The following is a 15,398-nucleotide window of genomic DNA, read 5'->3' as shown; positions in this document are numbered from 1 at the left end:
GAGATGACGGGTTCAGTCGTCGCGGTGGGCGTCGTCTTCCTCGACGACGCGATCGATCAGGGACGTCAGGTGCGCGCCCCGGTCGAACGACGGATCGTGGACGAAACGCAGGGCCGGCACGGTACGCAGCCGCACCCGCCGCCCCAGCTCGCGACGCAGGAACCCGGAGGCGCGGTTGAGAATGCCGGCGGCCTCCTCGCTGGCGGCCGCCTCCGCGCCCAGCACGGTCATGAACACGCGGGCGTGCCCCAGGTCGCGGGCGAGCTCCACCCCGGAGACGGTCACCGAGCCGATGCGCGGATCGCGGATCTCGTCGCGGATGATGGTCGCCAGCTCGCGCTGGACCTGTTCGGCCACGCGCCGGGTGCGCGGTGTCTCGTTGCTCATGCCTGTCCCCTGCGGTGGCAGCCCGGGCCCGTTTACAGCGTACGGGCCACCTCGACGCGCTCGAAGCATTCGATCTGGTCGCCGACCTTGACGTCATTGTAGTTCTTGACGCCGATGCCGCACTCGGTACCCGAGCGCACCTCGCTGACGTCGTCCTTGTACCGGCGCAGCGACTCCAGCTCGCCCTCGAAGATCACCACGTTGTCACGCAGCACGCGGATCGGGCAGCGGCGGCGCACCACGCCCTCCTCCACCAGGCAGCCGGCGATGGAGCCCAGCTTGGACGACTTGAACACGTCCTGGACCTTCGCCAGGCCGAGGATGTTCTCGCGGATCTCCGGCTCCAGCATGCCGCTGATGGCCTTCTTGACCTCGTCGATGGCCTCGTAGATGACACTGTAGTAGTGCACGTCCACCTCGGCCTCGCGGATCAGCTTGCGGGCGGCGCCGTCGGCACGCACGTTGAAGCCGATGAGAATGGCGTTGGACGCGATGGCCAGGTTGACGTCGGACTCGTTGATGCCGCCGACGCCGGTCTGGATGACGTGCACCTTGACCTCGTCGTTGGACAGGTCGGCCAGCGACTGGCTGAGCGCCTCGGCACTGCCCTGGACGTCCGCCTTGAGCAGGATGTTGACCTGGTTGACCTCGTCGGACTTCATCTGGCTGAACAGCTCGTCCATGCGCGCCGCCTTCTGCTGCTGCAGGCGCTTGTCGCGCTGGCGCTCCTGGCGCAGCTCGGCCACCTCGCGGGCCTTACGCTCGTCCTTGAGCACCATGACGTCGTCGCCGGAGTTGGGCAGCCCGGACAGGCCCAGGACGACCACCGGGGTCGAGGGTCCGGCCTTGTCCACCTGGCGGCCGTTCTCGTCCAGCATGGCCCGCACGCGCCCGTACTCGACGCCGGAGAGAATGACGTCGCCCTTGTGGAGCTCGCCGTTCTGCACGAGGATCGTCGCGACCGGTCCGCGCCCCTTGTCCAGGCTAGACTCGACCACGATGCCGGTGGCCGGGCAGTCCACCACCGCCTTGAGCTCCAGCAGCTCGGCCTGGAGGATGATCGCCTCCAGGAGGTTCTCCAGGCCCTCGCCGGTCTTCGCCGAGACGTGCACGAACTGGGTATCGCCGCCCCACTCCTCCGAGATCACGTCGTGCTGGCTGAGCTCCTGCTTCACCCGGTCCGGGTCGGCATCCGGCTTGTCGATCTTGTTGACCGCCACGACCAGCGGCACGCCGGCCTCGCGGGCATGCTTGATGGCCTCTTCGGTCTGGGGCATGACGCCGTCGTCGGCGGCCACCACCAGCACCACCACGTCGGTGAGCTGCGCGCCGCGGGCCCGCATGGCGGTGAACGCCTCGTGCCCCGGGGTGTCCAGGAAGGTCACCCCGCCGCGCTCGGTGGTCGCGTGATAGGCGCCGATGTGCTGGGTGATGCCGCCGGCCTCGGAGGCGGCCACCTTGGTGCGGCGGATGTGGTCCAGCACCGAGGTCTTGCCGTGGTCGACATGGCCCATGATGGTAACCACCGGCGCGCGCGGCCGCTTCTCGCCCTCGGGCTCGGCGGCCTCGCTGACCACCTCCTCTTCCAGGGCGTTCTCGTTGACGATCTTGGGCCGGTGGCCGAACTCCTCGACCAGCAGCACCGCGGTTTCCTGATCCACGGCCTGGTTGATGGTCGCCATGACCCCCTGCTTCATCATCTCCTTGATCAGCTGCGGGGCCTTCACGCTCATGCGCTGGGCCAGCTCGCCCACGGTGATGGACTCGGGGATCTCCACCTCGCGCACCACCGGCGCCGTCGGCTTCTCGAAGCCGTGCTGCAGGGTGCTCGCGGCACCGCCGCGGCGATCCTTGTCCTTGCGCTTGCCGCGCTTGCCCGGGCGCGTGGAAACGTGGATCTCGTCGCGGCCCTTGCGGCTCTTGCCCTTGCGGCGGCCTTCCTCCGCCTCCTCGTCGGCGCGGCTGCGCTCCTTGGCCTTGGCCTTCTTGCGCTTGCCGGCCTGGCTGGATTCCTCGGCTTCCAGCGTGGCCGGATCGGCCACCGGCGGCTCGCCGGCGGACGCCTCGGTCCCGGCCTCTTCCGTGTCGCCGGTTTCGGCATCGGCCTCGGTCTCGGTGACCGCTTCATCCGCGGCCTCCGCCGCCTCGACGGCCTCCCCGGTGCCGGCGGCTTCCTCGCCGGCGGCGGCCGGCGCCTGCTCGGCGGCTTCCCCGGCCGTTTCCGGCTCCGGCGCGCCGGCGTCCGCCTCGCGGGCCTCCTCGGCCTGGCGTTCCTCCTCGGCGCGGCGGGCCTCCTCGGCCTCGCGCTGCTCCTGCTCGAGCCGCTGGCGCTGGGCCTCCACGTCCTCGCGCTTGACGTACGTACGCTTCTTGCGCACCTCCACGTTCACGGTGCGCGTGCCGGCGCTGCGCGAGCCGCGCGCGCCGCCGCCCCCGGTGGGCAGCTTGATCTGGCTCGTGCTCTTGCGACGCAGGGTCACCTTGCGCGGTCCGTCCTCGGCGTCGTTGCCGCTGCGCGATTTCTGCAGATAAGCCAGCAGGGTCGCCTTGTCGTCCTCCGAGAGCACGGAATCCGCGTCGGTCACCTCGACACCGGCCTCACTGAGCTGCGACAGCAGCCTGTCCACCGGTGTACCGACCGCCTCTGCAAACTGCTTGACTGTCACTTCCGACATGCATTTCTCCCCGAATCCTGTGCGTCGATCGGCACCGCCTCACGCGTGCCCCTGCCTTACCGGGCCTGGCCCGCACGACGGCTCAGGATTCCTTCTGCTCCTGCTCGGCGAACCATGGTTCCCGAGCCTTCATGATCAGCGCAGCCGCCCGCTCGGCGTCGATGCCGGTGGCGTCCACGAGGTCGTCGACCGCCTGATCGGCCAGGTCCTCCATGGACACCACGCCCTCGGACGCCAGCTTGCGCGCAAGCTCGTCGTCCATGCCCTCCATGGCCAGCAGATCCTCGGCGGGCTCCGCATTCGCCTCACCGCTGCTGCCGCCCGAAGCGATCATCTGCTGCAGGAGCGCGTCGCGGGCGCGCGAACGGAGCTCCTCGACGATATCCTCGTCGAACTCCTCGATCTCGAGCATCTCCGAGGTGGGAACGTAGGCCACCTCCTCGATGCTGGAAAAGCCTTCCTGCACCAGGATCCCGGCCACCTCCTCGTCGACGCCCAGGGTCTCGATGAACGAGTCCAGGATCCGCTGCGCCTCCTCCTGGCTCTTGGCCTGGGCATCCTCGCTGGTCATGACGTTGAGCTCCCAGCCGGTGAGCTCGCTGGCCAGGCGCACGTTCTGCCCGCCCCGGCCGATGGCCTGGGAGAGCTGATCCGCGCCCACGGCGACGTCCATGCTGCCGGAGTCCTCGTCCACGACGATGGACTCCACCTCCGCCGGCGCCATGGCGTTGATCACGAACTGGGCCGGGTTCTCGTCCCAGAGGATGATGTCGATGCGCTCGCCGGAGAGCTCGTTGGACACCGCCTGCACCCGGGAGCCGCGCATGCCCACGCAGGCGCCCACCGGGTCGATGCGCGGGTCGTTGGAGCGCACCGCGATCTTCGCCCGCAGGCCCGGATCCCGGGCTGCGCCCAGGATATCGATGAGCTCCTGGCCGACCTCCGGCACTTCCAGCTCGAAGAGCTCGATAAGGAACTCCGGTGCCGTGCGCGAGACGAACAGCTGCGGGCCGCGGGCGTCGGGGCGCACCTCCTTGAGGTAGCCGCGCACGCGGTCACCGGCGCGGAACGCCTCGCGCGGGATCATCTCCTCGCGCGGGATCAGCGCCTCGGCGTTGCTGCCGAGATCCATGATGACGTTGCCGCGCTCGGCCTTCTTGACCACGCCGGTGAGCAACTCGCCCACCCGGTCCTTGTAGGCTTCCACCACCTTGGCGCGCTCGGCCTCGCGCACCTTCTGGACGATGACCTGCTTGGCCGTCTGCGCGGCGATACGCCCGAACGCCACGGACTCCATGGGCTCCTCGACGTAGTCGCCCACCTGGAGGTTCGGGTCGCGCTCGTGCGCCTCGGACAGGCGCATCACCTGCTCCGGATGCTCCACCTCGGCGTCGTCGTCCACCACCTCCCAGCGGCGGTACGTGCTGTAGTCGCCGGTGCGCCGGTCGACATCGACACGCACGTCGATGTCGCCGGGATGGCGCTTCTTCGTGGCGGAAGCCAGGGCCGCCTCGACCGCCTCGACGATCACGTCGCGATCGACGCCCTTCTCGTTGGATATGGCCTCTACGACCAGCAGAACCTCTTTGCTCATGCTCGCGACTCCACGCCCGGGCGACGCTGTACGTCCGCCGGGTTGTCAGACATCCGGAACCAGGTTGGCCTTGTCGATCCGCTCCAGCGGCACCGCGTACTCCGTGCCCTGCTCCTCGATTACCACCATGGCATCCCGCACGCCGCGCAGGATGCCGTTGAACTTGCGCCGCCCCTCCCACAGGCCGGTCAGGCGCACCCGCACCTGCGCCCCGGCGAAGCGGTCGAAATCCGCGGTCTTGAACAGGGGGCGATCCAGCCCCGGCGACGAGATCTCCAGGCGGTAGGCATCCCGGATCGGATCTTCCACGTCCAGCAAACCGCTGATCTGGTGCGAGACGGCCTCGCAGTCCTCCAGCGTGATGCCTGCCGCCGAATCGATGTAGATCCGCAGCAGCCCCTCGCGCTTGTTGGGACGATACTCCAGCCCGACCAGCTCATACCCCATGGAGGCTACCGCGGGCTCGGCCAGCGCCGTCAGCTTTTCCCGGATCGCGTCCATGTTCATTCCACACAAATAAAAAATGGGCCCCGAGGCCCATCCGATGCTCAGCGACCGGCGCCCGGCTGACAGGCGCCATCCCGCTGGGTTGCGAACTCCTGCCGCCGGCACCCGGCGGGCGCACCCGGCAGGACAGCACCAGGCCGCTTTCCAGGGCCCGGAACGCCTCGTGCCGGGGCAACGTCGCTCGAGCCGCGCACGGGCCTCGACCCGCGAAACCGCGACGTTTCGAGGCGGGGAACATACACCTCAAGTCACCGTCCGGTCAAGCAAAAGCCGCCCTGCCGCGGAGCACCCGGGCCACCAGGAACGGGCCCGCCACCTCGAAGATGATAGTGGAGGTCACGGCGGTGGTCATCAGCAGGCCGGCGTGCTCCGGAAAGCGCTCCGCCGCCAGCAGCGCCATCCCCATGGCGACACCGGCCTGGGGCGTCAGCGCCAGGCCGATCGCCGGCGGCAGCCGGCCACCGCCCGCATCCAGGCGCACCGCGGCGAGCCCCCCGAGATACCGCCCCGCCAGGCGCAGGACAATGTAGGCGGCGACCAGGCCCAGGGCCGGGCCCACGGCGGTGAAGTCCACGCTCGCGCCGGACAGGACGAAGAAGAACACCAGGAACGGCCACTCGATGTTCTCGATCTCGTTGAACGCCCGCGTATGATGCACGGAGGCATTGGCGATCACGCACCCCGCCACCATGGCCATCAGCAGCCCCGAGATCTCCAGCACCTCCGCCAGGCCGGTCATCAGGAGAATCAGCGCCAGGGCCTCGACCTGGGTCGGCTTGCCCGGTTGCAGACGCCCGGTGAGCCATGCCGCCGGCAGGCCGATGAGCCCGCCCAGCAGCAGCGCTCCGCCGAGCTCCCAGGCCGCGTGCCCCAGCGCGGCCGCCCCGTCGACGGAGGTGTGCCAGCCGAGCAACGCCATGGCGAGCCCGAAGACCAGAATGCCCCAGGCATCGTCGATGGCCACGACCCCCTTGAGCACCCGCGCCCGCAGGCTGTCGTCGCCGCTGTCGCGGACGGCCTGCAGGACCGCGGCCGGATCCGTGGCCACGGAGACCGCCGCAAGGCAAACGGCGACTGCAAGCGGATATCCCATGAGCGCGATCCCCAGCCCCACCACCGCGACGCTGGCGACCACGACGGCCGCGGACACCCGGAAGATGACCGGGCCCAGGGTACGCAAGCGCTCCGCCGTCAGCTCGCCGCCCAGCAGGAACGCCACCATGACCAGCGCCAGCTGGATCAGGGGCTCGCCGAGCTCCCCCAGAGGCCGCACTCCCGGCGACCCGAGCACCAGTTGCTGGACCGCGGCGACCGCCACGCCGATCAGTATGAGAAGGGAAATGCGCGGCATGGACGTGCGCCGCGCCGCCACGTCGACCAGGATGCTCGCGGACAGGATGGCGCCGAGAAGAATCAGGCTGATGGCGGCATCGCCCATGCGGTCGTCCACTCCCACGCGGTCGCGGTTGCACACCAGTACAGGCAGGGAGCCTATCATGGCGGGACAGGCGGCATGATCCGGACACGCCCCGCGCGGCGGTTACGCGAGCACCGGGCCGGGCCCCTACCCCGGGCATGCACGAACCTTCCGGCATCGCCCCGGTCCTAGGGCATCAGGGCGCGGGCGTTGCGGGTGACCGTCCCTGGCACCCGCGGACGTCGGCACGGCTCGGCGGTGCTCAGCCCTCGGCTTCCGTCGCCCCGGACGCCTGGAAGCCGCGCACCAGGTAGTCGAACAGAAGCCCGTAGGCGATGCCCAGCGGGATGGCGACGATGGCCGTGGCCGCCATCAGCGACGGCCAGAAGTAGACGTCGCCGCGGATCAGCTCCGTGGGCACCCCGGCGCTGATGTTGCGCGCGGCGCTCTCGCTGATGAATGTCACCGAGTAGATGTAGTTCGACAGCGACAGCGAGAACGCGAACACCACGCAGGCACCGATGCCGGGCAGGGCCTGGGGCAGCACCACCTTGCGGAACGCGCCGAAGCGCGTGCAGCCGTCCAGCAGCGCCGCCTCGTCCAGCTCCTGGGGGACCGACCGGAAGAAGCCCAGCAGCAGCCAGGTACAGAACGGCACCGTGATCGTGGGCAGAACCAGCACCAGCGACCAGATGGTGTTCGCCAGCCCCAGCCACACGACGATGCGGAACAGCGGGATGAACAGCAGCGTCGGCGGGATCAGGTAGACCAGGAAGATGGCCATGCCCGAGCTCTCGCCCCAGCGGCCCGTCAGGCGCGCCAGGGCGTAGGCCGCCGGAACCGCCAGGACCACCGTGATGGCCACCACGAACACGCCGATGACCACCGAGTTCCACACGAACGTCGGGAACCCCGTGTCCGTGAACAGGAAGATCAGCGGCTCCAGGGTCGGGCCCTGCTCGTAGATGAACGGGTTGGCCCCGAAGGAGAACAACTCCGATTCCTTCTTGAAGGTGGTGATCACGGCGTAGGCGATGGGCAGCACCGCGAACAGCAACAGCAGCACCACCGCCGTGTAGAACCCCAGCTTGCGCAATTGTCGTTGCATGACCACCGGCTCCTAGTCCTTGTGCAGGCGCGACGCGAAGCGCAGGGCCACGATCGCCGCCGCCAACAATACCGGGAAAAGAAACAGCGCAATGGCCGCCCCCTGCCCGAGGTCACCGCTCTCGATGCCCTTGAGATAGGCCCACAGCGGCAGGATCTGGGTGGAATGGCCGGGCCCGCCGCGGGTGAGCAGATCCACCGACGAGATCTCGCCGATCACCAGCAGGGCGGTGAACAGGATGGCCACGATGAGCACCGGCGCCAGCGCCGGCAGGATGACCCGGAACAGCGTCCGGAAGAAGCCGGCGCCGTCGATCTGCGCCTGCTCCAGCCGCTCCCGCGGGATGGACAGCCGGCCGGCCAGGACGATGATGGTCGCCAGCGGCAGGGTGCGCCAGGTGTCCACGAACACCACGGAGAGAATGCCCAGCCACTCGCGACCCAGCCAGTACATGTGCCGCTGCGGCCCGAACAGCCCGTCGGGCCCCAGGATGCCGATCTGCACCAGCACCCAGTCGATGGGGCTGAACTGCGAGTCCAGCAGCCACAGCCAGGTAATGGCCGACAGGGCCACGGGCATGGCCCAGGGCATCATGAACAGCACCTGGACCAGGCGCTTGCCGCGGAACTCCCGCGACAGGATCTCCACGGCGATGGTGGCCAGCACCACGATGCTCACCACCGTCAGCGTGGTAATGATCACGCTGTTGCGCAGGGCCGTCCAGAACGTCTCCTGCTGCATGACCGCCCGGAAGTTGTCCAGGCCGACGAAAGTGTCGATGCTCGGGTTGCCCGCGGTGGCGTCGCTCATGCTCAGGGCGATGGCGATGATGAACGGCACGCCCACGAAGAACACCACGTACAGCACCGCCGGCGCCAGCATCAGCGAGCCCAGCACCCGCGGGCGCTCCAGCGCCCCGGCCAGGCGTTCGCCGAAGGTCGCGGGCGCGCGGGCGCGCACCGGCTCAGAGACTTGTGCGCTCATGCCACTGCCACCTCCGGTCCGCTCTTGCGCATGCCGCTGCGGGCGTCGAAATACTGCGCCTGATGCCGCGGAACCACGAGCTGCGTGCGCTCACCGGCCCGCAGGCGCGGCGTCTCCTGACGCTCCCGGGCGATGATGCGCAGCCCTTCGCCGGATTCCGGCACGCCCCCGTGGACCAGCCCGTAGATCAGCCACTCGGAGCCCAGGAACTCCAGGTGCTCGATCTCCACGTCCAGGTGCAGGGCTGCCTCGACGTCGTCGGGCAGGTCCGCTTCGGCGATCAGGTGCTCGGGACGGGCGCCGATGATCTCGTCGCCTTGGCGGAACAGGTTCATGGGCGGGTCGCCGATAAACCCGGCGACGAACAGATTCGCCGGCGCATCGTAGAGCTCCCGCGGCGTGCCGATCTGGTGGATGCGCCCGCTCTGCATGACGGCGACGCGATCGGCGAGCCCCAGCGCCTCGACCTGATCGTGGGTCACGTACAGGGTGGTGATCTGCGTACGATCCAGCAGGCTGCGCAGCTCGCCCCGCGCCTGGCTGCGGATCTGCGCATCCAGCGAGCTCAGCGGCTCGTCGAAGACGAACAGGTCCGGGTCGCGCACCATGGCGCGGGCCAGCGCCACCCGCTGGCTCTGCCCGCCGGACAGGCGGCTGGGCCGGCGATCGAGCAGGTCACGGATGTCCAGGATCTCCGTCACCCAGTCGATCTTCCGCTTCTGCTCCGTCTCCGGCACCTTGCGGGCGGCCAGGGGAAAGCGGATGTTCTCGCGCACCGTGATGTGCGGGTACAGCGCGAAGCTCTGGAAGACCATGGCCACGTTGCGCCGTCGCGGCGGGATGCCGACGATGGACTCGCCGTTGACCAGGATATCGCCGGCCGTGGGCTCCTCCAGGCCGGCGACCATGCGCATGAGCGTGCTCTTGCCCGAGCCCGAGGGGCCGAGGATCGCCAGCAGCTCGCCGTCCTCGGAGCGGAAATCGATGCCGTCGACGGCATGGATGGACCCGAAATGCTTCTTCAGTTGCCGTGCTTCCAGGATCGCCATAGATCGCTGCCCTCAACACGTTGGACATGGTTCACCGTACACCACCCGGCCGCGGGCCGCGGCCGGGTGGTGAACATGGCAGGACTGCAACGGAGGGATCAGTTCCCTTCGCCGACGTAGCCTCGTTCACGCCACTTGGCAAAGATCTGCTCGATCTCCTCCGCGGTATCGCTCACCGCCTCTTCGGGGGTTTTCACGCCGCGGGCGACGTCGGCCATCATGCTGGAGAGCAGCTCGGACTGGTACACCTCGCTGATCGCCGGGTTGGCATAACCCGGGTAGCCCAGCCACGCGGTCCAGTCCTCGGCCGTCTTGAGCAGGCTCAGCTTGTCCGCCGGCTCGGCCCCCCAGGGGTCGTTATCCAGCCAGCTGTCCTCGCCCAGCAGCTGCGGCGCCGTCGACGGGAAGGCCGGGAAGTTGTAGAACTTGGAGTAGTAGCTGGCGTTGGCGTAGTTGCCCTCCAGGTCCAGCATGAACTTCTTCGCCGCCTGGATGGTGTCCTCGTCCTCGACGTAATCGGGCATGGTGTAGATGAACCACACGTGGGACGGCATCATGCGATCCCCGCGCGGTCCCTCCAGCCCCGGGCGGAAGCCCGTGTCCGCGGCGATCTCCGGTGCCGATTCCTGGGCACTGCGATAGAACGAGATGGAGTTCTGGATGTAGGACGCCCGGCCGCCGATGAACGTCTGGTTGTTCGAGGCCGCGTTCCAGGCGAACACCTCCGGCGTCATGGCATTGTTGTACAGCTGCTGCTGGAACTTCACCGCCTCCAGGACCTCCTCGGAGTCGAAGGTCACGTTGCCGTTCTCGTCCTGGATGGAGCCGCCGTGGGACCAGATCAGGGCCCGGGCGTAGAACTCGGAGTCGATCTCCGGCGACATGCCGACGCCCACGGGAATGCCCGTGTCCTCGTAGATCTGGGCACCGCCCTCCAGCAGGTCCTGGTAGGTCTCCGGCCCCTCGGGGTAGCCCGCATCGTCCCAGAGGGAGCGCCGGTAGTCGCCCGGGTCGGGCACCCAGCCGTGACAGAAGCCGTACCATTGATCCTTCGCCGGCAGGTAGCTGGACCGGGCACAGGTACCTGCCTGCTCGCCGAACTCGGCCTGGGCGGCCTCGTTGACGTCGTCCAGGGACTGCAGGCCGTCGATGAATGCCGTGGGCGGGGCGACCATCTCGAACAGCGTGGCACCCTCACCCGCCGAGATGGACGCCGACAGCGTGGACGACAGATCCGCCAGGTTGATGAAGTTCACGGTGACGTCGACGTTGTGGGCGTCACCCCAGTCCTGGGCGTACTCCTCGAACCACTCGTCGTAGCGCGGCACGAAGTGGCTCCACTGGGTAATGCGCAGCTCCGTGCCGTCCGGGAAGGACTCGGGGAAGCTCATGTCCCCGTATTGCGTGCGGAACTCGATGTCCGGGGGATCGCCGGCGGCCTGGGCCGCCCCGCTCACGGCGAGCAGCGCGGTGGCCGTGATCGCCGTGACGAACCCTTTCCGGTGGATGTGACTGATTTGCTGCAGGGTGTGTTTTGACATGGTTATACCCCCTCTCTCCTCCGATCACCCAAGGTGACACCCTGAGCCTAGAAGGATTGGGGGAACTGTCAAACCGGCAAGTCCCTGCCATGAACCGATTTCCCGCGCCGGAGCCGGACCCGGCGGACCTTCCCGTCACGCCGGCGCCGTTGCCTCGTCGGCGATCTGCCGGAAGGCGCTGACCAGGGTTGCCGGCTCCTGGGCGCCGGAGATCAGGTAGCGCCCGTTGATGATGAACCCGGGCACCCCGGTGATGCCGGCCTGCTTGTAGTAGGCCTCTTCCGCGCGCACCTCGTCGGCGTAGTCGTCGCCGGCGATCACCTGTTCCGCCTCGTCGCCGGGCAGGCCGGCCGCCTCGGCCGCCGCGCGCAGCACGGCGGGGTCGCCGGGATCCTGCCCGTGCCCGAAGTAGGCGTCGAACAGCGCCAGCTTCAGCTCGGTCTGGTGATCCCGGTCACGCGCCCAGCCGAGCAGGCGGTGCGCATCGAAGGTGTTGTGCGCGCGCCGCTGCGCCGCCATGCGGAAGTTCAGCCCCAGCTCGTGCGCAGTGTCGATGATCTGCTGCTGGGCAGCCTGCATCTCCTCGGCGCTGCGCCCGTACTTGCGCATGAGGTGCTCGAGAATAGGCTCGCCCTCGGGCGGCATGTCCGGATTGAGCTGGAACGGATGCCACTGGATGGTAAACGCGAACTCGCCGGCAAGCTCGCCCATGGCCCGCTCCAGGCGCTTGTACCCGATGGCGCACCAGGGGCAGGCGACGTCCGAGACGATATCGATCTGTACCTTGTTCATGATTCACCGCTTTCGGGGGATTGTCTGCCTCGCCCGGGACGCAGGGCGCTCCTCGGGCGTCACCGCCCGGTTGGAGAGGTGCGGAGGCCGCTTTGTTCCCGGTGACGTGCCGCCTGTAGGTGCGACCGGGTCTGTCACGATCCAGTCTATCAGTCCGCGCGAAGAAGGCATGCCGGAATCCACCGATCCGGTCCCGTAGGCCGGGTACCGGCCCCGCGGCATACGAGGCTTCCCGGAAACCACCGGGACCTGGCAGGGTTTCCGGGAACGCTCGCAACGCGCCGGTCACCCCGGCGGCGCACCCGCCGGCCCGAGCTCCTTCGCCTCGGGGCACCAGATGAGATCCGTCACGCCCGGGTCCACGCCCTGCTGCGTGAGCAGCGTGGTGATCTGGCCGCGGTGATGGGTCTGGTGGTTGAAGAAGTGGGATACCGCCAGCCAGTAAGGCATGCGCCGGGGCGCCGGGTTCACGGCGCTGGTGTAGGCGAGCTCGCCGCCGAGGGTTGCCTCCGTCAGCGCCTCCGCCCACGCGCGGATGCGCTCGTCCTCCCGGGCGCGCTCGCTGCGGAGGGTATCGAAGTCCGCATACAGCTCCTGGTCCAGGGACTGGACCGAGAACGGCTCGCCGGTAAAGCGCCCCATCCACAGGCGATCGGCCAGCAGAATGTGGTTCAGCGTACCGTGGATGGAGCGGAAGAAGGCCCCGGCATCCCGCTTGCGCTCGGCATCGGACAGACCGGCGCAGGCATCGTAGATGCGTTCGTTCATCCACTGGTTGTAACGCGCCATCCCGCGGGCATGGATAAGCAGGCTCATGGCGACCTCCCGTTCATTCGGCCATTTTTGCACCGCAATACCAGCATGCCACCGGTTCTCCGGGGAATGCCATAGCCGCCCGGCTACTTGACGGCCCCCGACGGGCGGGAGGAGCCGCCCCCGCCGAGCGCCTGCAGCGGTGGCGGCAGGGGCTCCAGGGACGCGCCCGCGGCCCGCGTCCGGCGCGCAATCGCCGCGAGTCGCTCGGCGCTGCGCGGGTGGGTGCGAAGCAGATCCACCGGGCCCGCATCGCCGCGTCGCTGCTGCATGTGCCGGAAGAACTCGCCGGCGCCCGCGACGTGGCCGTAATGCGCGCGCAGCGCGTCCAGGGCCGCGCGATCCGCGGCCCGCTCCATGTCCCGGTTGAAGCTCAGCACGGTCATGAGCCCCGCCGAGCCCAGCACCTCCTGCACCCCGGATTGCCCGGTCGCCCCGGAGATGGCCGCCCATACCAGGCTGATGACGGCACTGCGCCCCAGCGCCCGGACCGGATCACGGTGCTTGACGTGGGCGATCTCGTGGGCGAGCACCATGGCCAGGGCGTTCTCCGAGGAAAGCGTTGCCACCAGCCCGCGGGTGACGATCACGTGGCCGCCCAGGGTGGCGAACGCGTTGGGGACGGCCTGGTCCGTGAGGTGCACCCGCACGGACATGCCCTCGGGCAGGTCCGCGGCCACCGCCAGCTCGTCCGCCAGAGCCTGCAGGGCGTCACGGGCCTGCGGGTACTGCGAGACCACCCCGGGCTCGACGCCGCGGGCCACGGCGCGCTCCCACTCGAACGGCACCAGCGGCGCCAGCCGTTGCGCGGCGACCACCAGCACCGCCGTGACGACCACGGCGGCGACGGCCAGCCCCGCCGCCAGCGTCAGGAACTCGCCCAGGCCGCTGGTCTCCGGGCTGTTGACGCCCTCCGGCGGCTGCGGATTACGACGCGGCGCCTTCACGGTCTTTCGGAATCAGCGCGGTACCGTAGGCCAGCACCTCGATGGATCCGAGCCCGCTGCCGGCATTGCCGGAGACCCGGCTGGTCTCGAAGCGCATATTGAACACGGCGTCGGCGCCGAACTGGCGTGCCTGCTCCTGCATGCGCAGTACCGCCTCGCGGCGGCCCCGGTCCAGCAGCGACTCGTAGGCGGACACGCGACCGCCGACGAGATTGCGCAGCATGGCCAGGGTGGACTTGAAGTAGTCCACGGAGACGACGACGTTGCCCCGGACGAGCTCGCTGTCGTGGTGCAGATACTCCCGCGGCGGCGAGCGGGCAGGGACCACCACCAGGCCCCGGTAGGCCAGCTCGCGGCGCCGGATCCGCCGGTAGTGGCGCTTCTCCGCCAGCCGCCCGAACACGAATCCCACCACCAGGAGGACCAGGATGAGAATCAGCTCCATGATGCCCTCCTACATGTCGTCGAGGACGACCGCCGTTCCGTAGGCGAGAATCTCCGAGGCCCCGGCCGAGATGGCGGAGGTGGAGAAGCGGACGTTGACCACGGCATTGGCGCCGATGGCCTCGGCCTGGCTGGTCATCCGCTCCAGTGCGTACTCGCGGGCATCCTCCAGCAGCTCCGTGTACCCGGTGAGCTCGCCGCCCACCAGGTTCTTCAGGCTGGCCATGAAGTCCCGGCCGACGTGCTTCGACTGCACCGTACTGCCCTGGACGATGCCGAAGTGCTCCCGGACACGCTTGCCGGGTACGATTTCCATGTTGCTGATCAGCATGCAACCTCCTCTGTCTCCAATCGTTGTTGTCCACGCTCTCCCGGCCGCCGGGGGCCCCCGCCATCAGCAGCCGCCGCCCCCGTCACCGCCTCCGCCTCCTGCGCCACCGGCACCCACGGCACCACCGCCGCTGGAGATCCCGGTATTGAGCCAGAACATCATGTGGAGGCCGATGGCCAGAACGTCCAGCCGCGTCGGCAGGCGCGGCGTCAGGAAAAAGGCTTGCCGGGAGAATTCGCTGGGCTCCAGCTCGGCCGTCAGCCCCCTGGGGCCGAAAAGCAGCCGCTGGATGTCGCGCCGCGCAGAACCGTACGCGGTGCACTGCACCTGGTAGGGTTGATCATCGATCACGAACCGGCCGGCGGCTTCGCGGGTCGTCTCCGTGGTCTCGCGGATCTCGGTGACGATGCCGGCCCCGGCCCGCCACACACGCCGTCGCCGGGGCACTCCGAATACCGAGCGGGCCATGTTCGCCACCGCCTCGCCCACGGTGGCGTCATCGGGCCGTGCCAGCCGATAGCGACGGCCGCGGAAGCGCAGCTGCTCCGGCCGCCCCGACCACAGCCCGGGCTCCTCGATGGAGGCCAGCGTCTCCTCGCCGCGGGTGATCGCAATGGAGCGGCCGTCCCGCCGGAAGGGGCTGCGGAACAACCCCGGCGCGACGACATACAGCGGATCGCTGACGGATTCCTTGTCCGGCTGGGCAGTATCCTTCATGCCTGGGCCCTTGTGACGACTCCGGGTACAAGCGTACCTGCCCGGAACCCGGGGTAAAGGCCCAGTGTCTCAAAATGCGACCCATTCCACGG

15 protein-coding genes are annotated in these 15,398 nt (G+C 68.9%); all 15 read right to left on the bottom strand.

The features are described from left to right. Window positions 1-12: 12 nt before the first annotated feature. Entirely contained in the window at window positions 13-387 is a 375-nt protein-coding gene (gene rbfA / locus QWY84_RS08360) for a 30S ribosome-binding factor RbfA (protein ID WP_290202123.1), read from the bottom strand. A 32-nt stretch (window positions 388-419) separates the two neighbouring features. Further along, window positions 420-3,062 carry a translation initiation factor IF-2 gene (gene infB, locus QWY84_RS08355; protein WP_290202122.1) on the bottom strand — a complete coding sequence of 881 codons (2,643 nt, stop codon included), beginning with the start codon at window positions 3,060-3,062 and terminating at the stop codon, window positions 420-422. 82 nt (window positions 3,063-3,144) lie between these two features. Then, window positions 3,145-4,656: a transcription termination factor NusA gene (nusA, locus tag QWY84_RS08350; RefSeq protein ID WP_290202121.1), complete on the bottom strand. Its 1,512-nt coding sequence runs from the start codon at window positions 4,654-4,656 to the stop codon at window positions 3,145-3,147. A 45-nt stretch (window positions 4,657-4,701) separates the two neighbouring features. After that, window positions 4,702-5,157 (bottom strand): ribosome maturation factor RimP, encoded by a 456-nt coding sequence (rimP, locus tag QWY84_RS08345; protein WP_290202120.1) that lies wholly within the window; start codon window positions 5,155-5,157, stop codon window positions 4,702-4,704. Between the two features lie 265 nt (window positions 5,158-5,422). Beyond that, on the bottom strand, window positions 5,423-6,661 hold the full coding sequence (locus QWY84_RS08340) for a cation:proton antiporter (protein ID WP_290202119.1): 1,239 nt from the start codon (window positions 6,659-6,661) through the stop codon (window positions 5,423-5,425). Window positions 6,662-6,842: 181 nt separating this feature from the next. Further along, window positions 6,843-7,688 carry a carbohydrate ABC transporter permease gene (locus QWY84_RS08335; protein ID WP_290202118.1) on the bottom strand — a complete coding sequence of 282 codons (846 nt, stop codon included), beginning with the start codon at window positions 7,686-7,688 and terminating at the stop codon, window positions 6,843-6,845. 12 nt (window positions 7,689-7,700) lie between these two features. Further along, window positions 7,701-8,672 carry a carbohydrate ABC transporter permease gene (locus QWY84_RS08330; protein ID WP_290202117.1) on the bottom strand — a complete coding sequence of 324 codons (972 nt, stop codon included), beginning with the start codon at window positions 8,670-8,672 and terminating at the stop codon, window positions 7,701-7,703. Next, window positions 8,669-9,721, bottom strand: coding sequence for an ABC transporter ATP-binding protein (locus QWY84_RS08325; protein WP_290202116.1), 1,053 nt, complete (start codon window positions 9,719-9,721; stop codon window positions 8,669-8,671). Before QWY84_RS08325 ends, QWY84_RS08330 begins: the two co-directional genes overlap by 4 nt. 98 nt (window positions 9,722-9,819) lie before the next feature. Further along, window positions 9,820-11,262, bottom strand: a complete 1,443-nt coding sequence (locus QWY84_RS08320; protein WP_290202115.1) for an ABC transporter substrate-binding protein — start codon at window positions 11,260-11,262, stop codon at window positions 9,820-9,822. A gap of 135 nt (window positions 11,263-11,397) precedes the next feature. Further along, on the bottom strand, window positions 11,398-12,054 hold the full coding sequence (locus tag QWY84_RS08315; protein ID WP_290202114.1) for a DsbA family oxidoreductase: 657 nt from the start codon (window positions 12,052-12,054) through the stop codon (window positions 11,398-11,400). 285 nt (window positions 12,055-12,339) lie between these two features. After that, on the bottom strand, window positions 12,340-12,870 hold the full coding sequence (locus tag QWY84_RS08310) for a DinB family protein (protein WP_290202113.1): 531 nt from the start codon (window positions 12,868-12,870) through the stop codon (window positions 12,340-12,342). Between the two features lie 83 nt (window positions 12,871-12,953). Continuing rightward, window positions 12,954-13,814, bottom strand: a complete 861-nt coding sequence (locus QWY84_RS08305; protein ID WP_290202112.1) for a M48 family metallopeptidase — start codon at window positions 13,812-13,814, stop codon at window positions 12,954-12,956. Beyond that, the gene (locus QWY84_RS08300) at window positions 13,795-14,259 is read right to left on the bottom strand and encodes a YbjQ family protein (RefSeq protein WP_290202111.1); all 465 of its coding nucleotides are present in this window, start codon (window positions 14,257-14,259) and stop codon (window positions 13,795-13,797) included. The genes QWY84_RS08305 and QWY84_RS08300 overlap by 20 nt, the downstream gene beginning before the upstream one ends. A gap of 9 nt (window positions 14,260-14,268) precedes the next feature. Next, on the bottom strand, window positions 14,269-14,589 hold the full coding sequence (locus tag QWY84_RS08295; protein ID WP_290202110.1) for a YbjQ family protein: 321 nt from the start codon (window positions 14,587-14,589) through the stop codon (window positions 14,269-14,271). Between the two features lie 63 nt (window positions 14,590-14,652). Then, window positions 14,653-15,306: a hypothetical protein gene (locus QWY84_RS08290; protein WP_290202109.1), complete on the bottom strand. Its 654-nt coding sequence runs from the start codon at window positions 15,304-15,306 to the stop codon at window positions 14,653-14,655. Window positions 15,307-15,398 lie beyond the last annotated feature (92 nt).

This window comes from Aquisalimonas lutea, from assembly GCF_030409225.1.
GTDB lineage: Bacteria > Pseudomonadota > Gammaproteobacteria > Nitrococcales > Aquisalimonadaceae > Aquisalimonas > Aquisalimonas lutea.
Note: the sequence above shows the minus strand (reverse complement) of the source record. Positions and strands in the feature narration are given on the sequence as shown.